An 18,193-nucleotide genomic window follows, 5' to 3' on the forward strand; every position below is an offset into this window, starting at 1 on the left:
ATTGATTCGATACACAAGAATGAGATCGCTTCTCCTTCGTTCGTCGGATCGCGATGGCGGTTCTAGATCATTGATCAGTTAAAGAATTTCCTCCAGCGCCTCCACACAATGCTGATTCTCCTCCGGCCTGCCCACAGAGATACGGATGCAGTGTTCGATCGGATTATAGAGCGGGCGTACGAGCACTCCGCGTTTCATCAGCTTGTCAAATACGTGCATGACCTCATCACGGTCTTTCCATACGGTCATCACGAAGTTGCCATAGGAAGGAACGTATTTCACTCCCAGTCGATCAAACTCCTGGTAGAAGTACTTCAGTCCTTCGGTGTTGTTGTTAATCGTTTCTTTCAAAAAGTCATCGTCGTTGAGGGCACCCATGCCGGCAGCCTGTGCCAATGCGGTGGGCTCAAAGGTAAGCTTGGCTTTTGCCATCGCTTCAATAATCTTTTCATTGCCAACCGCGAATCCCAATCGTACACCTGCAATACCATAGGCCTTGCTAAATGTGCGTAGTGTCAGGATGTTGGGGTAATCCATCTCCAGCGAGTTAGGAAAATCAAGATCGAGTGCCTGTGAATATTCAAAGTATGCCTCATCTACAATCACCAGGATGTGATCCGGCACGGACTGCATGAAGTTGTCCAGCTCTGCTTTTGAAATGCCTGTGCCTGTCGGATTGTTACAATTGGCTAGATAAATGATCTTCGTATTTCGGTTGATGCGGCTTTTGATGGCCTCCAGGTCAAATCCATATCCCTCTGTCATCGGCATGGCCACACAGCGTACATTGTTGATCCGCGCCCAGTTATAGATGATGACAAAGCCTCCCTCTGAAGTCAGAAACTCATCATCTCCTGTGCACAGCGCACGGATAGCGAGCATCAGCACTGATTCGGAACCATTGCCGAGCATGATCTGATTATCTGGTTTGTCCAGCCGTTGGGATAATGCCTTTTTCAAGTCTACACTGGCAGGGTCGGGGTAGTAGTTGATGGACTCATATGCATCGATCACCGCTTGTCTGGATTTGGGTGAGTAGCCCAGCGTGTTTTCATTGTTCCAGAGGATCGCCACCTTGTCCCAACCGTATTCCTCCTTCAGCTGAGGGATGGTCTTGCCAGGCTGGTAACTTTTGATTGCGGCAATATGATCAGGTATTTGGATGTTCATGTAAAAGTTTCTAGTTGCTAGTCACAAGTTTCGAGTTTTCAACCCACTTTCCATTCCTCACTTTTTCTGAAGACCACTCCCTTAAACAGCCCAACGAGCTCATTGTTTCGTGTAACGCGTACAATGTACTGGCCAAGGCTTTTGGAGATACTTTCTTTTTCTGCGGTGGCTATCAGCTCGTCTCCTTCGAGTATTGGTTTGATGTGGTTGATAGACGTTTCAATGGAAACGGCCTTTTGTCCGTGAGAGTTCGAGGCGAATGCAAAAGCTGAGTCTGCCAGTGAAAAGGAGATGCCTCCATGCGCCACACGGTGACCGTTGAGCATTTCTTCACGCACAGTCATTTTGATCCGGGCATAGCCTTCTTTCACCTCAAGCACTTCCACTCCCAGCCACTGGCTGAAGGTGTCTTTGGCCATCATCTCGGCGACTATTTTTTCGGGTTTGGTCATTGTCAGGCTAAATATAATTTGTTCGGTTCATGCGAAGAAGGAACTGCATGTTTGTCTTATGTTTCGGCAGGCTCAACATGACAAACAGAGTGAGTCGCACATTTCCTGGGCTCATACTTCGAGTGCCTCAGCATGACAACAATTAGGAGTGTCACCCTGAGGTTCTCGAAGGGTGTCAATAAAAAGTTTTCCCCTCCTTCTCCATTCTTCTCAACAACGGACTGCATCGGTATCGGTCTTCACGATATTCATCGTACAGCGCATCCAGACTTTTCACGCACCAGTCAATTCCTTTTTCATCGGCCCATTGAAGCAAACCTTTTGGATAGTTTACACCCTTAGTCATAGCAGTATCAATATCCTCCCGGCTGGCGATGTTCAGGAACAGTGCATCTGCAGCTTCATTGATGAGCATCACCAATACACGATCCAGGATCTGCTGACCTAATTTTTCATCCTTTTTCGGTTCAGGTTTAGTAGCTCCTTCCGAATAGTCATAATACCCTCTTCCAGACTTTCTGCCCAGGAATCCCGCCTCTGACATGCGCTTTTGCGTGAAGGACGGCTTATATCTGGGATCGTAAAAGAATGACGCGAAAACCGTTTCTGTGACAGTATAGTTGATATCGTTTCCGATAAAGTCCATCAACTCAAAAGGCCCCATTCGAAAACCTCCCAATTCTTTCATGGCCCAATCGATGGTACTGAAATCAGCGATTCCTTCCTCATAAATTCTTAGGGATTCCCCATAGAATGGTCGCGCAACACGGTTGACAATAAAGCCCGGCGTGTCTTTGGCCAGCACGGTCAGTTTTTTCCAGCTATCCACCCAGTCTTTGGCTTGTTTGGTGGTTTCCTCTGCTGTTTGTACTGCGGGGATGATCTCTACCAATGGCATCAAAGGGGCAGGGTTGAAGAAATGGATACCCACAAAGCGCGAAGGATCTTTCAATGCTGCACCAATGGAGGCCAGTGATAAGGAGGAGGTGTTAGAAGCGATAATGGTATCTTCCCTCACGATCTCCTCTACTGCTTTGAATACCTTCTGTTTGATTTCCAGGTTCTCAACAATCGCCTCGATCACCAAATCGGAATTCTCAAAGTATTGCTGATCTTCAGTGAAATCTATTCTTCCAAGAATCTTGTCTGCAGTTTCCTGATCTATTTTTTCTTTCTCCACCAGCCGATTCATCACCTTCACTAGGCTAGCTGATGACTTTTCCAGCATTTCTCCATTTGCATCATTGACCACCACATCCCATCCTGCGGTGGCGGCTACTTGTGCAATGCCGGTTCCCATAGTTCCGGCTCCTATCACGCTTAATTTTGGCATTACTCTCCTTTAAATTCTGGTTTTCGTTTTTCAATGAAGGCCTGAACACCTTCTTTGTAGTCATATGTTTCGGTGGCCTTAAACTGCCATTCTTTTTCCAATTCCAATTGATCGTTCAGGTTGTTAGTAAACGACTGATTTAACAAGTGCTTGGTGTATGCCAGCCCTTTCGTTGGCATGTTTGCCAATGTTTGCGCTACTTTTTCGGCTTCTTCCGCAAAACTGTCGTCACTGAATACTTTATAGATCATGCCCATCTTTTCAGCATCATTAGCTGACACTTTATCTCCCAGCATCATCAATGCGGAAGCTTTACCAAATCCAATAATCCTTGGTAATGTGAACGTTCCGCCACTATCAGGTACCAATCCAATTTTACTGAATGCCTGAATAAAAGCGGATGATTCGGTAGCTACACACACATCGCATGCCAGGGCAATGTTTGCGCCTGCACCCGCTGCTACGCCATTTACTGCAGCGATGATTGGCTTTTCGATGGTTCGAATTTGCCGGATGATCGGGTTGTAGTGCTCATCCACAATCTGCTCGATCTCCAATCCATTGTCGGCGATGGCTTCCTGTAGGTCTTGTCCGGCACAGAAAGCTTTTCCGTTTCCGGTTAGCATAATCGCACGCACGGAATCGTCTTTTGCGAAAGTATCCAGCGCTTTTTGTACTGCTAACGCTAGTTCTTTATTGAAGCTATTGAAGACATCCGGACGGTTGAACGTCAGGATGCCGAGTTTATCTTTTTTGGTTATTTGAAGGGTGTCTGACATGGGTTAAATGTTTGGATTGCGAAGTTAAAAGATTCCTCACATTCGTTCGGAATGACTGGGAGAGAAAAGACCCTCACCCTCGAATCGTCCAACCGTTTCAAAGGGGGAATTCTTCTAATTATGATTCTAAAATGTCCCCTTGAGGGGACTTTAGGGGTGTATTAGTAGTTTGATCTTACTCATAATGCGTCCACATACGGATCACTTTGACAATTTTTTCTTCTTCGAGCACCTGATACACTAAGCGGTGCTGGATATTGATTCGTCTGGAAATGGCGCCACTTAAGTCACCAACTAGTCGTTCAAAAGGCGGATACTCCTGATAAGGATTTTCTTCCAGGATTTTTAGCAGCTCAACAACTTTTGGTTTGAGTCCAGAGGATGTTACCTTCTTTGCATCTTTCTGAGCCTGCTTAGTAAAAACCAGCTTGTAACTCACCAGTCGAGTTTATCTGAAGTTTCCTCAATAGGAGTTTTGAGTCCTTTGATGATGGATTCTGCCATCCCTGGTACCGAGTGAAGATGTAAGGTCTCTTGAATGGCACGCCAGTCGTCTTCTCCAATCATCACCGCATTTCCATTTTTTCCGTAGATGTGAACCGGTTCATGCGTCTTTCCGGTTTCTTCCACCACTTTGTAGATGTTCTTCCTTAAATCGGTAATTGTATATGACTTCATCTTCCAAATGTACGTAATAACGTACGTTTGAAAAAATGAGTTCTCTTTTCACCCCCCCCCAAGCCGCCGAGGCTCTTCATTATGTCAGTCTGAGGTTCTCGAAGACGGCATGCTTTGATCTAATGTAAAAAAAATGATTTTGTAATTGTCTATCCTTCGAGTCCCGGCTTGTTGCCGCCTCAGGATGACAAGGAGAGATTTCGTTAATGACACTTAAAATAATCAAATGGCTCCAGGCAATCATTGCACTTAAAGAGTGACTTACAAGCGGTAGAGCCGAATTCACTTAACAGTTGCGTGTTCTTTGAGCTACACTGAGGACATTCAATATCTTCCGGGTTGGATGGATTGGGGGGAGCAATGCCGTATTCTTTTAGTTTCTGTTTGCCTTCTTCGGTCATCCACTCGGTGGTCCAAGCAGGGGAGAGGACGGTGGTAATCTTGAAATGATCAATGCCTTCCTTCTTTAGGGCATTATGAATGTTTTTTTCGATCTCCAGCATGGCCGGACAACCCGAGTAAGTTGGAGTGATGACTACTTCTACAAAATCTTCTGTGATTAATACGTCTCGAATTATGCCAAGATCACGAACAGAGATTACCGGAATTTCCGGGTCAGTGACATTTTCGAGGATGTGGTAGATATGGTTTTTATCGATGACCATTACGCAAATTCATAATAGGTGCTATAATCTTTGAACCCCATTTTTTTATAAATGTTCAGGCCGTCTTCGGTTCCCTGAAGGATGGCATTTTTATAGCCTAGCTCCTTTGCCTTATTTAATGCAAAAGTCAAAAGGGTGGTTCCAATTCCGCGCCCTCTATATTTTTCCAATGTAGCAAAACCGTAGAAACCAATGGTGTCTTCATCGGTTGGGAATAATTCAACACATGAAGCTGGTTGTCCTTCGTGGTAGTAGATGAGTAACTTAATTTGATTGGTTGGATTGAGGTAATGATCGGCAGTGAGATTGTAATATTTCAAGACATTCTGATCTGGTGGAGACCAGTTTTCAGCAATGACCCTGGCGTAGGTTGCCAACTGTTCTTTATTCTTAACCTCCTTAATATTTGGATGGGTGTTATCGGAAATCGGCTCGTAAGTGTTCAAGTCCATTCCCATGCCTACTTCACTAGCTTGCTCTTCAATACCACGTGTCTTGAAGGTATTTTTTACCTGCTGACTTAAATTTTTATTATTAATCCAAATGCAGTATTCCAGATTGTTGGCTTTGTAATGCTTTAAAGCTTCACCTAGTTCTTTATCTGAAAGTTCAGGGTTATTGATGTATAATAAGTTGAATGTATCGCAGGATAGCTTACTGTCTACAAAGATTAAATTCTTTGATTTATAGACATGCATTGGGGTGCTGAGCTCTGGAATGCGAGTGGCATGCAACTCAAAATTCTTAGAAATAAGTGCTTCCATTCTAGATTACCACTCCTGTCCCGGGTAGGCTCTCTGGAGAAATTGCAAATCAGAAAGGATGTAGCCCAAATGCTCCGTGTGACGCCCATCTTTACCACCTTCATGTGTATAAGTACTTTCAGGTATATCCAATGTTGCTTCGGTGAGTACCTCTCGAATTTTGGCGTCTCTTTTTTCTTTCAAAACAACCAAATCCACTCCATAACCTTCTTCGAGTGCCTTCTGCTCCGTTTCGTTAGGTTTGGTTAGTTCGCCAGAATAGGACCAAAGTTCCTCTATCGCTGCTTTCATTCTATTGTGACTTTCTTCCGTTCCGTCACCGAGTCGGATCACCCAGTCACCACTCCATTTGACATGGTAGAGTGCTTCTTTGTGAGATTTAGCAGCAATGGCAGCAAGTCGTTCATCCTTGCTTTCCATGAGCATCTCATAGAAATGAACACTAAAGGTATCGAATAAAAACTGTCGAAAAATAGTTTGCGCAAAATCACCATTTGGTTGTTCTACCAAAAGCACGTTGCGATAGTCCCATGCATCCCTGAAAGCAACGATTTCGTCTTCTGACTTGCCTTCGCCCTGTATTTCGGCGGCATATTGATACCACATACGGGATTGACCAATCATGTCCAGACTGATGTTGGTCATCGCAATGTCTTGCTCTAGAATTGGCCCATGTCCACACCACTCCGCAAGTCTCTGACCTAAAATCAGAGAGTTGTCTGCATGTTGGAGAACGTAATTATATAGGTTTTGGTCTTTCATATTAAAACACCCTTCGACAAGCTCAGGATGACATTAATTATTACATATGCTTTACTTCGTCTGGTAAATCGTAGAACGTTGGATGACGATATACTTTGTCTTTAGCAGGTTCGTACAACGGATCTGAATCATCCGGATCTGATGCAGTGATATGCTCCGACTTGACCACCCAGATACTCACACCTTCATTTCTACGGGTATACACATCTCTTGCATTTTGGATAGCCATTTCCTCATCCGCTGCATGAAGACTACCCACATGTTTGTGATTAAGTCCTGCTTTACTTCTGATAAATATTTCCCAAAGGGGCCAATTTTTCATAGTGTTTTATTTGTCACCCTGAGCGTGTCAAAGGGTGTAATTAACAATCAGGCAGCCGCCTGTTTTTGGTTTTCTTTCTTCTCCGCATATGCAGCAGCAGCTTCTCTTACCCAAGCACCATTATCATAGGCGTTTCTTCGTGCATCTACACGCTGCTTATTGCAAGGGCCATTGCCTTTGATCACATTAAAGAATTCTTCCCAGTTGATCTCACCGAAATCGTAATGCCCACGTTCTTCATTCCATTTCAAATCCGGGTCTGGAATGGTAATTCCGAGTAGGTCAGCCTGTGGTTTGGATACATCCACAAATTTTTGACGGAGTTCATCGTTGGTGAATCGTTTGATCCCCCATCGCATGGATTGCTCTGTGTGTGTTGAGTCTTTATCTTGAGGGCCAAACATCATAAGAGCTGGCCACCACCATCTGTTAAGTGCATCTTGTGCCATTTTTTTCTGCTCTTCCGAGCCTCTGCAGAGGGTTAGCATGATTTCAAATCCTTGTCGCTGATGGAAGGACTCTTCTTTACAAACCCTTACCATTGCTCTGGCATAAGGACCGTATGACGCTCGGCATAGTGGCACCTGGTTCATGATGGCTGCTCCATCTACCAGCCATCCAATGGCTCCCATGTCAGCCCATGTCAAAGTGGGATAGTTGAAGATGGATGAATATTTTGCTTTTCCAGAATGAAGATCCTGAAGAAGCTGATCTCTTTCCACACCCAGGGTTTCGCAAGCGCTGTATAGGTATAGCCCGTGACCTGCCTCATCCTGAACTTTAGCTAATGCTGCTGCTTTTCTTCTCAATGTAGGTGCCCGTGTAATCCAGTTTGCTTCTGGCAGCATCCCTACGATCTCGGAGTGTGCATGCTGAGAGATTTGGCGGATTAATGTCTTTCGATAATTCTCCGGCATCCAGTCTTTTGGTTCGATTCGGATGTCATTATCAATCTTCTCGTTAAACCGATCTTCTAAACTCTTTATGTCCATCTTCTAATCCTTTGTTTCAAAGTTACTTAACACGTTTCAATTCTCCTTTGTTCGGTTGTAATCAAACATCAAAGTTCAGCTTCACCTTATCTGTTTTAGGATATGCCTGACAGCTGAGTCTTAAGCCTCTTTCCAGCTCATCTGGTTCAAGCGCGTAATTCACATCCATTTCCACCTCACCTTCTTCTATTTTGCAAACGCATGTACTGCAAACACCACCCTTACATGCATATGGGAGGTCTGCACCATTATCAAACGCAACATCTAGTATGGACTTATCAGAATCGTATGGAAAGGTCATGCTATTTCCATCCAGTATGATGGTAATCTGGGCATGAGCTTTTTCATGTTTCACCTCTTTTTCTTTTCCGCCTAACTTTCCAACAGGTGAGGTAAATAGTTCAAGGTGTATTCTTTCCTCCGGTACTCCAAGATTTTTCAATTCACTTTGAACGGATAGCATCATTTCCTCGGGTCCACAGGTGAAGTAGTGATCAACCGCTTCAGGATCAAAGAAAAGTCGTGCATAGGACTGGATCTTATCTGCATCAATTCGTCCATTAAACAAATCGGATTCCTGTCGCTCTTTGCTCAATATATGATACAAACTAAACCGTCCCATGTATCGGTTTTTCAATGCTTCCAGCTCTTCCTGAAATATTATTGCACCAGTTCGCCTGTTGCCATAGAACAAGGTGAACTCGCTTTCCGGCTCTGTTCGAAGGGTGGTTTCAATAATCGAAATGATAGGAGTGATCCCACTACCACTAGCGAACGCTACATAGGAGTTGGCATTTTCTGGATTCAATGGCACATAAAAGTGACCATGAGGAGGCATGACCTCCATCTCATCACCAACCTTTAAAACATCATTAGCCCAGGTTGAAAATTTCCCACCTTCCAGTTTTTTTATAGCTACCGTCAATGTTTCATCAATTGGACAGGAACAAATGGAGTAAGATCTTCGTGTATCTTCACCATCAATTACTTTTTTCAAAGTCAGGTGCTGGCCCTGGATAAATGTAAATTCTTCGCGCAATTGGTCAGGAACAGAAAATGTTACTGTAACTGATTCTTCTGTGGGCCTGGTTAATTCTACTACTTTAAGTGTGTGAAATTTTGCCATGTTGAATTTTTGGGTGCGGCAAAGCTAACCATCGAAAAGCTTTTAAGATTGCTTTAAGCCAAGCTTCTCTCTAATTTTTGCCACTTTCTCTTCTACTCTTTCTTCCAGCGGATGACTTAATAAAAAATATTTATCGCCATTGTCAAGCTTCAGATACGCTCGGTGCTCATAGTTTGCAACTACATTCTGCCTGTTAGAGAGCGAGTACATGGTCTGTTTTGTTTTCACTTTGTTGATGAAAATTTTTTCGATTGATTGATACCTGACAGGCTTACCAAGTTTTCGCCCCATGGTCCAAACTCCATCAAAAATTGTTTTATCTTCTTCATTGATGATGATGACGTTTGTAGCAAACCAAAGAGCTGGTAAAAAGGATGCAATTAGAATGGCTATAAAAATAGACCAGGGCTCAGGCAAAGCGTCCATCAAAGCGATGGTTATGATCACCATTACAAGTACACTGACAAATCGGATTGGAAGTGGTACAGCCTTTCCCTTATTTATTCGAATGATCTTCATGGATGGTCGAAAGTACCAAACTATTTTCGCATTTCAGAGTTTTTGCCATTATGAGAGAACTAGCTCTATTTCCACTCAATATCGTTGCATTTCCTGGAGAGGCAGTCAATTTGCACATTTTCGAGCCACGCTATAAAGAGCTTATCGGTGATTGTTTACGAGAGGGGTCCACTTTTGGAATTCCATCTTATGTGTTGAGCAAAATAGAACTTGGTACAGAGATGAAAATCATGGATGTTACCAAAAAATATGAAGATGGGAGGATGGACATTAAAACAGTAGGCCTGGAAACCTTCAAGGTGCTGGACTTTCAAAATCCTTGGAAAGGTAAGCAGTACGCTGGCGGCAAAGTGGAGTATGTGATTTCAAAAGATGTAAAGGATATATCACTTTTGGTTCAATTTAAGGAGTTGGTTGCTGACCTGTTCACCTGGCTTGGAGAAGTTGATGTTCCTGATATTTCAACGATTCAGTCAGTTTACGACATAGGTCATAAAATAGGTTTAAAGCCTGAAGAGGAGTATCAATTACTAGTGATGACCAACGAAAATGAACGTCTCAAATTTGTAATAGCCCACCTGGAGAAACTGATTCCTGCATTGGAGCGTGCGCAGAATGCTCAGGAGAAAATCAAGCAAAATGGGCATTTCAAACATCTCGATCCACTAAAGTTCTGATTCATTCAAAGCTCATTCCTTCAGATATCCCGAGATTACGTGTTAATTTCCCGTCATGATCGAAATAGGTGGTTTTGGGACGGTTTTGCTCTTCATTGTAGGAGGTTTGGGTTTTCTACTGGTCACGCTATTGGTTGGAAAAATTTTAAGACCTGTAAATCCAACCGCAGAGAAGCAAACTACTTATGAGTCTGGCGAAGAACCTTCAGGCACAGCTTGGGGGCAGTTTAATGTTCGGTTTTACATTGTCGCACTAATCTTTCTTTTGTTTGAAGCGGAATTAATCTTTCTTTTCCCTTGGGCAACAGTTTTTGGTGATGAGGAATTAATAGCCCAAACCGATGGTTTGTGGGCTCGATTTTCCATGGTAGAGACATTTGTTTTCATTGGAATTCTTTTGATTGGATTGGTGTATGTATGGGCAAGGGGGATGCTGGAGTGGGTACGTCCAAAACCGAAAGCATCCGAGTTTAAATCAAAGATTCCTGCAAGCGCATATAAAAAATTTGAATGAAGTCGGAAGAGAATATATCAATCGAACAGTTGAAAACAGGAGAGGGTGGAATCATTATCTCCAAACTCGATGATCTGCTTAACTGGGCGAGGCTTAGCAGTCTGTGGCCTGTTGGATTCGGTCTGGCTTGCTGTGCGATCGAGTTTATGTCTACAGCTTCATCTGCATATGATCTGGATCGATTTGGGGTCATTCCACGTAATTCCCCACGACAAGCTGATGTGATGATTATTTCCGGGACAGTTACCTTTAAAATGGCTGATCGGGTAAAAAGGCTATACGAACAAATGGCAGAGCCAAAGTACGTCATTTCCATGGGCTCATGTGCCAACTGTGGAGGTCCATATTGGGAACATGGCTATCATGTGCTGAAAGGAGTGGATCGAGTGATTCCGGTGGATGTGTATGTGCCTGGCTGTCCGCCAAGACCTGAGGCCTTGATTGGGGGATTTCTAAAACTTCAGGAAAAAATCAGGACAGAATCTATTATGAGGCCTAAGGGCTTGGAAAAACTGATGAAGAAAGATGCAGTTTGAGGATGTTAAATCATTGGTGGAACTAGAAGAGCCTAACGCAATTTTAGGTGAGGATTTAAATGCTACTCCTAAGGCATTAATCATTCACAAAGACTTTATTTATCGGGTATGTGAGCTATTACATATCAATGAAAAGACCTATTTCGACTCGCTTTCTTGTCTGACTGGTCTGGATAATGGGGAAGAGAAAGGCACATTGGAGGTGATTTATAATCTCTACAGTATTCCTCATGATCTTCATCTTACCCTTAGAGTAGAATTGGATCGTTCGAACCCTGAGATTGATTCCGTTTCTGAAATTTGGAGAACTGCTGACTGGCATGAGCGGGAGGCATATGATCTTCTGGGAATTAAGTTCTCGGGACATCCAGATTTGAGGAGGATCTTATTGCCTGATGATTGGGAGGGATTCCCGCTTCGAAAGGATTATGTTGAGCAAGAAATGTATCATGAAGTAAAAGTGAAATACTAATTGAATTGATAATGAACAATGGAGAATTGAAAATGAAAGCTAAGAGGTCTAACCGACTACTTTATAAAAGACCAGAAGAGCTTAAAAGACTCCTTGTTTCGATTATTAAATCTTCAAAATCGAAATGATGGACAATTCTCAATTCTCAATTCTCAATTCTCCATTGAACAGGTCTGAGCCCTTAAAGTATAAAGAGTCTGACCTGAAAACTGAGGAGATGATCATCAACCTTGGCCCACAGCACCCCTCTACCCATGGTGTCTTGAGGCTGGAAGTAGTAACTGACGGAGAAATTGTCGTGGATGTCATTCCTCACATGGGGTATTTGCACCGCTGCTTTGAGAAGCATGCCGAATCGCTTGCTTATAATCAGACCATTCCCTACACAGATCGCATGGATTATGTTGCGGCTATGAACAATGAATGGACTTTTGTCATGGGTGTCGAACGGATGCTGGGAATAGATAAGGAGATACCGAAACGAATTGAATATATCCGAGTGTTAGTGGCAGAGCTCAACCGTCTGGCTTCACATTTTATCGCCATTGGAACTTACGGTATGGACATTGGAGCATTTACTCCATTTCTGTGGATGATGCGAGATAGGGAACACATTCTCCGGATGCTCGAGTGGGCAAGCGGTGCACGCATGCTCTACAATTACATCTGGGTCGGTGGACTTTTCTATGATCTTCCAGTCGGTTTTGAGGAGCGGGCAAAGGAATTTGTCGACTACCTCAAACCTAAATTAAAAGACTCAGAGGACCTGTTGATCAACAACAAGATTTTCATTGAGCGAACAGCTAATGTAGGTATACTACCAAGAGATTTAGCCATTAATTATGGTGTCTCCGGCCCCATGTTTAGAGGGTCAGGCTTGCGATTCGATCTTAGGAAAGTAGATGGATATAGTGTGTATCCTGAGCTTGATTTTGATATTCCCATCGGTACCGGCAAAATGGGAACTCAGGGAGATTGTTGGGATCGAAATTGGGTAAGGTATGAGGAATGCTGGCAGTCGATCAAAATCATTGAGCAATGTGTAGAAAAGCTACTTAGTGATTATAGGCGTACCAAAGAGTTTGATCCAAGGGCATTAGTACCAAAAAAGATAAGACCCAAAGCTCAGGACTTTTATGTCAGATCGGAAAACCCAAAGGGGGAGCTAGGTTTCTTCTTTCGGGCAGACGGACGGTCAGATCAACCATTCAGATGCAAGGGACGAGCACCCAGCTTTAGCAATCTGTCTGTAATTGCAGAGATAAGCAAGGGGTGTATGTTAGGCGATTTATTTGCTATTTTAGGTTCTATGGATCTAAATATGGGCGAAGTAGATCGCTAGCATTATGAAAATTCTATCCTCAGCACAAATTCGGGAAGCGGATCAATACACGATAAAAAATGAGCCAATTTCATCGATCGATTTGATGGAGCGGGCTAGTGAAGCTTTCGTTCATAAATTTTTACAGATCAATGTTGAGAAAAAGCCAGTAAAGATTTTCTGCGGAGTTGGAAATAATGGTGGGGACGGTCTGGCCATAGGACGGTTGCTAAAGGAAAGGGGCTGGGAAGTTTACCTGTACATCATCGGAAATACTCGAAACGGTTCAGATGATTTTAAAGCAAATCTTGAACGTTCAGATCTCTATGCAGTTATTGGTGATGAGAAGGATTTACCTAAAATTGAAGCGTCCGATATCGTTATTGATGGTCTGTTTGGATCTGGTTTATCCAGACCACTCGAGGGGTTCCATCAAGTGGTGGTTCAGCATCTGAATGAATCCAGTGGTACAAAACTCGCCATTGATATTGCTTCAGGCTTATATGCTGACGACCCTATCCCCAAAGGAGCGGTAGCCTTTATGCCGGACTATACACTATCCTTTCAAGTACCAAAGATTGCTTTCTTCTTACCAGAGTGTCATCCATATGTTGGTGAGTGGTTTGTATTGGATATTGGGCTAAATCAATTTTTTATTAAGAAGCAGGAAACTCAGTTTCATACACTGGAGCTTCATGACGTTTCAGCGCTCATTCCGAAAAGGAAAAAATTCACGCATAAAAATGAAGTGGGAAGGTTGATGATTGTGGCGGGGAGTAAAGGCAAAATGGGGGCGGCCGTCCTATGTGCAAAAGTTGCATTTAAAACCGGTGTTGGGCTAGTGAATGTCTGTGCTCCAAAGTGTGGCATTGACATTTTGCAGATAGCAATACCTGAGGCGATGGTGATCGATGGAAAAGGGACGAACGAAATACATTCCTTCCCTAGAACAGATGACACGGTGCTAGTGGGGCCTGGACTTGATACAAAATCAAAGACCGTTGACGCTTTTGAGAAATTTTTAAAGTTAGTGAACAACCCACTGGTTATTGATGCAGATGGACTTAATATTCTATCGAAGAAGAAATCATTGCTAAAGCTGGTTCCTAAAGAGTCAATCCTTACTCCTCATCCCGGCGAGTTTAGACGATTGGTTGGTGACTGGAAAGATGATTTTGAAAAGCTGAATAAACTACAGGCCTTATGTACCAAGCACAAGGTAAATGTAGTACTAAAAAGTGCATACTCTGCTATATGCAATACGGAGGGAATTATCTGTTTTAACACGACCGGAAACCCCGGCCTGGCTACTGCTGGAAGTGGTGACGTATTGGCTGGAATGATAGGAGCTTTGCTTGCTCAGGGTCTTACCTCAATAGATGCACTAAAACTCGGTGTATACCTGCATGGTCAGGCAGGTGATCAAGCGATCAGGGAATTGGAGACACCTTGGATTCAGGCATCTGATCTCATCGATTTTGTGCCGTCCGCAATCAACTCTATGACTTTAGACTAAACGGTAAAAAAAATCGACCAAGTCTGAAATATTGGCTCAATTGGTTTAAATCAATTGTATCTGAGAAAAATCCTATGCAAAATAGGCTGGTTAACGTTAATTAACGATTATTATTTTCCAGCCAGTAGGAACAATATGAAAATTATTGCGTAATTTGTATACAAGACTATGCGCAATAAACTGATCATATTGACGTTCGCCCTAGCTCTATGCGGCGTATCCCTTGCTCAAGGGGTGACAGATCGTTCCCAAGAAGCGCAAATTAGTATCTACCCAAACCCTGCGGTTGAGTTTATCATGATTCAGGTTGATGGTAATTTTTCCAATGCAGAATTTGAGATGACCTCAATGATTGGAAACAAGCTTCAGATCAAACCGGAAGAGATGGGAGCGGGTAAATACAAAATTCAGGTGAAGGATTTAGCGACTGGCTATTATTTCCTCATCGTGAAGGATGAAGAAAAACGTTTTAAAAAAGCATTTAAGTTTTTGAAGAACTGATTTAATAAGCTCTTTAAACAAAAAATCTCCTGCTTAGAAAGCAGGAGATTTTTTGTTTAAGGCTTACTTACTTATCCGCCAGCCTGTAGCTGTGAGTAGTACTTGTTAAACAATTCTTCATAAGCTGCCGCCTTTTCTCTATCGCCGTTTGCCCGGTAGGCCCTGGCAAGTTCATTGAGTGATAGCAGTTGTTTTTGTAGTTCATTGGTATCTGGACTATCTGTCGCAAAGTAATAGTCAAGCCACTGAGCGGCATTTTCAGAAGTTACTTCAGCCACATGATTTGCAAGTTCTGGCTCACCCACCTGGAGGAGCATAGCTACTTGCTGAACACTAAAGAAGTCCAATGGAACGGATTCATTTGGCATGACTTCCAGGCATTTTTTCAAAACCTCAGCAGCACGAGCATAGTCCCCTTCGGCGATCAAATCTTCTGCTAGTGTATTGAAAGTAGATCGAGAATTCAACACAAAGCCTGTGTAATCCTGAGTATAATAGACATTTGGGTCATCCAGGTTTGTCCAGGTAAACTTGTTCATCACATTGTCATACATCACCTCTGTGTTTACCGGATAGCCAGACTGAGCATTGCTGCTAATTGGAAGTACACGATAAGCCATTCCTTCCTGAACCACATTGCCTCGAAGGTCAAAATTCATTTGAGCAATGGAAGTGTTGTTAAGATAGATAGGTCTTTCCCAATTATTGTTTACCAACAAATCCAGGAATGCAAGGTCTTTCTTCTCCAGAGCTCTTCCTTTGATATTCAAAATCATTCGATTTACAATCTTATCATGTAGATCAGTAGGTACAATTTTCTTAGCCTTTGTTGTATCAACATCAAGGAAGAGTGTGCGAGCAGGCACAGAATTGTATGCGCTAATTGAGGTTGGGATTTGAAGCCCAGGATTTTCATCCGCAATAAATTTCAATAGCAACTTTGCATTGATAGCATTACCCTTCAACTCTTCACGCTCGTACACTGGGAGGTAATCGTTTAAGCCACCTTGCTGATAATGTTTTAAATCAAGCCCATATGGAAATGGAGCGGACTCATAAGCCTGCCGAGCAGACTGCTGGATGTACCAGTCTGTATTGTAATAGCTCAGTACGATTACGCGAACATCTGTTCTGAATCCTTCCACCTCTTGCACATACCATAGTGGGAAGGTATCATTATCACCTCCTGTAAATATGATCCCATTCGGCTCAATGGATGAGAGGTAATTTTTTGCAGCATCTACCGAGAAATAGCGGTCAGATCGATCGTGATCATCCCAGTTTTCACTGGCCATCAGTACTGGAATTGTCAGTCCAATGGTAGTAGCCAGAACAGCGGCAATCTTTTTTTGCTTCGAGATATTTTTCAGCATGTCGTACAATGCCAGAACCCCAAACCCAATCCAAATCGTAAAGATGTAGAATGAGCCTGCATAGATGTAATCACGCTCACGTGGCTCAATGGGAGGGGTATTTAGGTACAGCACAATGGCGATCCCGGTCATAAAGAACAGGAGCGCTGTGGCAGAAAAGAGCTTTACATCTTTTTTATATTGAATGAACATCCCAAACAAGCCAAGTAATAGCGGTAGGCCATAATAAATGTTTCGACCTTTATTGCTAGCTAAAACATCTGGCAGCTTGTCAAAAGCACCAGTCAGGCCAACCCATCCAGCACCCTGAATATCACTATCCCGGCCGGAGAAGTTCCACATAAAATACCGGAAGTACTGATGCCCAAGCTGGTGAACGATCAGATAATAAAAATTATCACCCCAGCTAGGTTTTTCACCTTCACGAAGGCCAGTGACCTGTCTGTATTTTCTGATGTGGTTTGGATCGGAACTGTACATCCGTGGCAGGATTGTCGTATGTTTCGGATCGTAAACCTGAGTTACCTTATAATCTTTGATGACATACTTGTCTTCTCCTCGCATATATACAGGTGCGCCCTTCTTATTTTCAATCAAGTCTGCAGTATAGTACGGGCCTTTGAAAAGCGGACGACTTCCGTATTGCTCGCGCTTAAGGTACGAAACGAAGGATATAATTTCCTCTGGATTATTCTCGTCAATTGGAGGGTTATAATTACTTCTGATCACAGCAAGTGAGTAGGAAGAATAACCGATCAAAATGAAAGCAAGTGCCAGGAGGGATGTATTGAGAACGTACTTATTTCGCTTAATAGAATAGTAAATGCCGTAAACTAAGCTGCCTATAACTACAAGAACAAAGAAGATCACGCCTGAACCAAATGGAAGTCCCAGGCTGTTCACAAAAAAGATCTCAATTTTTCCAGCCATGGATGGAAGTCCTGGAATTACACCCTCGAGTATAATCAACACGATTGCTGCAGAGATAATCATCGTATAGATGATCCCTTTTCTGGTTACTTGTTCATAGTATTTAAAGTATACAATCAATCCCAAAACGGGAATGGCTACAAGATTCAGCAAGTGAACCCCGATTGAAAGCCCCATCATGTAAGCAATTAGAATAAGCCAGCGGGCACGATCTTGCTCTTCGGTCATATTCTCCCACTTCAAAATCGCCCAAAAAACGAATGATGTGAAAAAAGCAGACATACCGTATACCTCAGCTTCTACAGCAGAAAACCAGAACGAATCAGAGAAGGTACATGCCAAAGCTCCAACCAGTCCAGTTCCCATGATGGCAATGGTATCGGCAGTGGTTTCTTCTCCCTTTTTGATTTTCATTACTCTTTTTGCCAGGTGAGTAATAGACCAAAAAATGAACAGAACGAAGAATGCACTGCTCACTACACTAAGCATATTAACCCAATAGGCGACCTGAGTTACATCCCCTCCAGCCATCATAGAAAATATTCGTCCAGTTAAAAGAAAGAATGGTGCTCCGGGAGGGTGAGGTACTTCAAGCTTATACGAGCAGGCGATGAATTCCCCCGCATCCCAGAAGCTTGCGGTTGGCTCTACCGTCAGGCAATAAGTGACTAATGCAATAAGGAAGGCAATCCAGCCTGTGATGATGTTGATTTTTTGGTATCCCATAGTTGAATAAAGTGAAGGGCGAAAATAGTAATTAACCTGTAGAAATTGAGTTAATACCGTTTTCG

The 18,193-nt window shown here is 43.1% G+C and carries 21 protein-coding genes; 7 read left to right on the forward strand and 14 right to left on the reverse strand.

Annotation, left to right across the window (positions count from 1 at the left end):
- Positions 1-78 precede the first annotated feature (78 nt).
- The 13 genes from hisC to ACEQZT_RS09555 all read right to left on the reverse strand — a co-directional run bounded on the left by hisC (position 79) and on the right by ACEQZT_RS09555 (position 9,562).
- Positions 79-1,170, reverse strand: coding sequence for a histidinol-phosphate transaminase (gene hisC, locus ACEQZT_RS09495; protein ID WP_370089196.1), 1,092 nt, complete (start codon positions 1,168-1,170; stop codon positions 79-81).
- Positions 1,171-1,208: 38 nt separating this feature from the next.
- Positions 1,209-1,622 (reverse strand): hydroxyphenylacetyl-CoA thioesterase PaaI, encoded by a 414-nt coding sequence (paaI, locus tag ACEQZT_RS09500; RefSeq protein WP_370089197.1) that lies wholly within the window; start codon positions 1,620-1,622, stop codon positions 1,209-1,211.
- 175 nt (positions 1,623-1,797) lie between these two features.
- Complete coding sequence (locus tag ACEQZT_RS09505; protein ID WP_370089198.1) at positions 1,798-2,955, reverse strand: 3-hydroxyacyl-CoA dehydrogenase NAD-binding domain-containing protein; 1,158 nt, start codon at positions 2,953-2,955, stop codon at positions 1,798-1,800.
- The gene (locus ACEQZT_RS09510; RefSeq protein ID WP_370089199.1) at positions 2,955-3,734 is read right to left on the reverse strand and encodes an enoyl-CoA hydratase-related protein; all 780 of its coding nucleotides are present in this window, start codon (positions 3,732-3,734) and stop codon (positions 2,955-2,957) included. The genes ACEQZT_RS09505 and ACEQZT_RS09510 overlap by 1 nt, the downstream gene beginning before the upstream one ends.
- A gap of 175 nt (positions 3,735-3,909) precedes the next feature.
- Positions 3,910-4,173, reverse strand: a complete 264-nt coding sequence (locus tag ACEQZT_RS09515) for a Txe/YoeB family addiction module toxin (protein WP_370089200.1) — start codon at positions 4,171-4,173, stop codon at positions 3,910-3,912.
- Positions 4,170-4,412 carry a type II toxin-antitoxin system Phd/YefM family antitoxin gene (locus ACEQZT_RS09520; RefSeq protein ID WP_370089201.1) on the reverse strand — a complete coding sequence of 81 codons (243 nt, stop codon included), beginning with the start codon at positions 4,410-4,412 and terminating at the stop codon, positions 4,170-4,172. Before ACEQZT_RS09520 ends, ACEQZT_RS09515 begins: the two co-directional genes overlap by 4 nt.
- Positions 4,413-4,615: 203 nt before the next feature.
- Positions 4,616-5,077, reverse strand: a complete 462-nt coding sequence (gene paaD, locus ACEQZT_RS09525; protein WP_370089202.1) for a 1,2-phenylacetyl-CoA epoxidase subunit PaaD — start codon at positions 5,075-5,077, stop codon at positions 4,616-4,618.
- Positions 5,077-5,841 carry a GNAT family N-acetyltransferase gene (locus ACEQZT_RS09530; protein ID WP_370089203.1) on the reverse strand — a complete coding sequence of 255 codons (765 nt, stop codon included), beginning with the start codon at positions 5,839-5,841 and terminating at the stop codon, positions 5,077-5,079. Before ACEQZT_RS09530 ends, paaD begins: the two co-directional genes overlap by 1 nt.
- 6 nt (positions 5,842-5,847) lie before the next feature.
- Positions 5,848-6,603, reverse strand: coding sequence for a 1,2-phenylacetyl-CoA epoxidase subunit PaaC (gene paaC, locus ACEQZT_RS09535; RefSeq protein WP_370089204.1), 756 nt, complete (start codon positions 6,601-6,603; stop codon positions 5,848-5,850).
- Between the two features lie 40 nt (positions 6,604-6,643).
- Positions 6,644-6,925, reverse strand: a complete 282-nt coding sequence (gene paaB / locus ACEQZT_RS09540; RefSeq protein ID WP_370089205.1) for a 1,2-phenylacetyl-CoA epoxidase subunit PaaB — start codon at positions 6,923-6,925, stop codon at positions 6,644-6,646.
- Between the two features lie 47 nt (positions 6,926-6,972).
- The gene (paaA, locus tag ACEQZT_RS09545; RefSeq protein ID WP_370089206.1) at positions 6,973-7,917 is read right to left on the reverse strand and encodes a 1,2-phenylacetyl-CoA epoxidase subunit PaaA; all 945 of its coding nucleotides are present in this window, start codon (positions 7,915-7,917) and stop codon (positions 6,973-6,975) included.
- A gap of 61 nt (positions 7,918-7,978) precedes the next feature.
- The gene (gene paaE / locus ACEQZT_RS09550) at positions 7,979-9,043 is read right to left on the reverse strand and encodes a 1,2-phenylacetyl-CoA epoxidase subunit PaaE (protein ID WP_370089207.1); all 1,065 of its coding nucleotides are present in this window, start codon (positions 9,041-9,043) and stop codon (positions 7,979-7,981) included.
- 42 nt (positions 9,044-9,085) lie between these two features.
- The gene (locus tag ACEQZT_RS09555) at positions 9,086-9,562 is read right to left on the reverse strand and encodes a hypothetical protein (protein WP_370089208.1); all 477 of its coding nucleotides are present in this window, start codon (positions 9,560-9,562) and stop codon (positions 9,086-9,088) included.
- A 50-nt stretch (positions 9,563-9,612) separates the two neighbouring features.
- Here ACEQZT_RS09555 and ACEQZT_RS09560 point away from each other — a divergent pair, with 50 nt between their 5' ends.
- From ACEQZT_RS09560 to ACEQZT_RS09590, 7 genes are all read left to right on the forward strand, one after another.
- Positions 9,613-10,239 (forward strand): LON peptidase substrate-binding domain-containing protein, encoded by a 627-nt coding sequence (locus ACEQZT_RS09560; protein WP_370089209.1) that lies wholly within the window; start codon positions 9,613-9,615, stop codon positions 10,237-10,239.
- 55 nt (positions 10,240-10,294) lie between these two features.
- On the forward strand, positions 10,295-10,753 hold the full coding sequence (locus ACEQZT_RS09565; RefSeq protein ID WP_370089210.1) for an NADH-quinone oxidoreductase subunit A: 459 nt from the start codon (positions 10,295-10,297) through the stop codon (positions 10,751-10,753).
- A complete protein-coding gene (locus ACEQZT_RS09570) occupies positions 10,750-11,289 on the forward strand; it encodes an NADH-quinone oxidoreductase subunit B (protein WP_370089211.1) in 540 nt (179 codons plus the stop codon). Before ACEQZT_RS09565 ends, ACEQZT_RS09570 begins: the two co-directional genes overlap by 4 nt.
- Positions 11,279-11,761 (forward strand): NADH-quinone oxidoreductase subunit C, encoded by a 483-nt coding sequence (locus ACEQZT_RS09575; protein WP_370089212.1) that lies wholly within the window; start codon positions 11,279-11,281, stop codon positions 11,759-11,761. Before ACEQZT_RS09570 ends, ACEQZT_RS09575 begins: the two co-directional genes overlap by 11 nt.
- Positions 11,762-11,885: 124 nt before the next feature.
- Positions 11,886-13,103: an NADH-quinone oxidoreductase subunit D gene (locus tag ACEQZT_RS09580; RefSeq protein ID WP_370089213.1), complete on the forward strand. Its 1,218-nt coding sequence runs from the start codon at positions 11,886-11,888 to the stop codon at positions 13,101-13,103.
- Positions 13,104-13,107: 4 nt separating this feature from the next.
- Positions 13,108-14,598, forward strand: coding sequence for an NAD(P)H-hydrate dehydratase (locus ACEQZT_RS09585; protein WP_370089214.1), 1,491 nt, complete (start codon positions 13,108-13,110; stop codon positions 14,596-14,598).
- Positions 14,599-14,766: 168 nt separating this feature from the next.
- Positions 14,767-15,099 carry a T9SS type A sorting domain-containing protein gene (locus ACEQZT_RS09590; RefSeq protein WP_370089215.1) on the forward strand — a complete coding sequence of 111 codons (333 nt, stop codon included), beginning with the start codon at positions 14,767-14,769 and terminating at the stop codon, positions 15,097-15,099.
- 71 nt (positions 15,100-15,170) lie between these two features.
- Here ACEQZT_RS09590 and ACEQZT_RS09595 read toward each other — a convergent pair whose 3' ends face one another.
- The gene (locus ACEQZT_RS09595; protein WP_370089216.1) at positions 15,171-18,128 is read right to left on the reverse strand and encodes a protein O-mannosyl-transferase family; all 2,958 of its coding nucleotides are present in this window, start codon (positions 18,126-18,128) and stop codon (positions 15,171-15,173) included.
- Between the last annotated feature and the right edge of the window lie 65 nt (positions 18,129-18,193).

This window comes from Ekhidna sp. (assembly GCF_964218185.1).
In the GTDB taxonomy this organism is placed as follows: Bacteria; Bacteroidota; Bacteroidia; order Cytophagales; family Cyclobacteriaceae; genus Ekhidna.

Excerpts from the sequence above, each read along its gene's own strand:
- paaE (WP_370089207.1), bottom strand. The coding sequence starts at position 9,043 with ATGGCAAAATTTCACACACTTAAAGTAGTAGAATTAACCAGGCCCACA.
- ACEQZT_RS09575 (WP_370089212.1), top strand. The coding sequence starts at position 11,279 with ATGCAGTTTGAGGATGTTAAATCATTGGTGGAACTAGAAGAGCCTAAC.
- ACEQZT_RS09530 (WP_370089203.1), bottom strand. The coding sequence starts at position 5,841 with ATGGAAGCACTTATTTCTAAGAATTTTGAGTTGCATGCCACTCGCATT.
- ACEQZT_RS09520 (WP_370089201.1), bottom strand. The coding sequence starts at position 4,412 with ATGAAGTCATATACAATTACCGATTTAAGGAAGAACATCTACAAAGTG.
- ACEQZT_RS09570 (WP_370089211.1), top strand. The coding sequence starts at position 10,750 with ATGAAGTCGGAAGAGAATATATCAATCGAACAGTTGAAAACAGGAGAG.
- paaI (WP_370089197.1), bottom strand. The coding sequence starts at position 1,622 with ATGACCAAACCCGAAAAAATAGTCGCCGAGATGATGGCCAAAGACACC.
- paaC (WP_370089204.1), bottom strand. The coding sequence starts at position 6,603 with ATGAAAGACCAAAACCTATATAATTACGTTCTCCAACATGCAGACAAC.
- ACEQZT_RS09565 (WP_370089210.1), top strand. The coding sequence starts at position 10,295 with ATGATCGAAATAGGTGGTTTTGGGACGGTTTTGCTCTTCATTGTAGGA.
- ACEQZT_RS09595 (WP_370089216.1), bottom strand. The coding sequence starts at position 18,128 with ATGGGATACCAAAAAATCAACATCATCACAGGCTGGATTGCCTTCCTT.
- hisC (WP_370089196.1), bottom strand. The coding sequence starts at position 1,170 with ATGAACATCCAAATACCTGATCATATTGCCGCAATCAAAAGTTACCAG.
- ACEQZT_RS09580 (WP_370089213.1), top strand. The coding sequence starts at position 11,886 with ATGATGGACAATTCTCAATTCTCAATTCTCAATTCTCCATTGAACAGG.
- ACEQZT_RS09585 (WP_370089214.1), top strand. The coding sequence starts at position 13,108 with ATGAAAATTCTATCCTCAGCACAAATTCGGGAAGCGGATCAATACACG.
- ACEQZT_RS09555 (WP_370089208.1), bottom strand. The coding sequence starts at position 9,562 with ATGAAGATCATTCGAATAAATAAGGGAAAGGCTGTACCACTTCCAATC.
- ACEQZT_RS09560 (WP_370089209.1), top strand. The coding sequence starts at position 9,613 with ATGAGAGAACTAGCTCTATTTCCACTCAATATCGTTGCATTTCCTGGA.
- paaB (WP_370089205.1), bottom strand. The coding sequence starts at position 6,925 with ATGAAAAATTGGCCCCTTTGGGAAATATTTATCAGAAGTAAAGCAGGA.
- ACEQZT_RS09510 (WP_370089199.1), bottom strand. The coding sequence starts at position 3,734 with ATGTCAGACACCCTTCAAATAACCAAAAAAGATAAACTCGGCATCCTG.
- paaD (WP_370089202.1), bottom strand. The coding sequence starts at position 5,077 with ATGGTCATCGATAAAAACCATATCTACCACATCCTCGAAAATGTCACT.
- paaA (WP_370089206.1), bottom strand. The coding sequence starts at position 7,917 with ATGGACATAAAGAGTTTAGAAGATCGGTTTAACGAGAAGATTGATAAT.
- ACEQZT_RS09505 (WP_370089198.1), bottom strand. The coding sequence starts at position 2,955 with ATGCCAAAATTAAGCGTGATAGGAGCCGGAACTATGGGAACCGGCATT.
- ACEQZT_RS09590 (WP_370089215.1), top strand. The coding sequence starts at position 14,767 with ATGCGCAATAAACTGATCATATTGACGTTCGCCCTAGCTCTATGCGGC.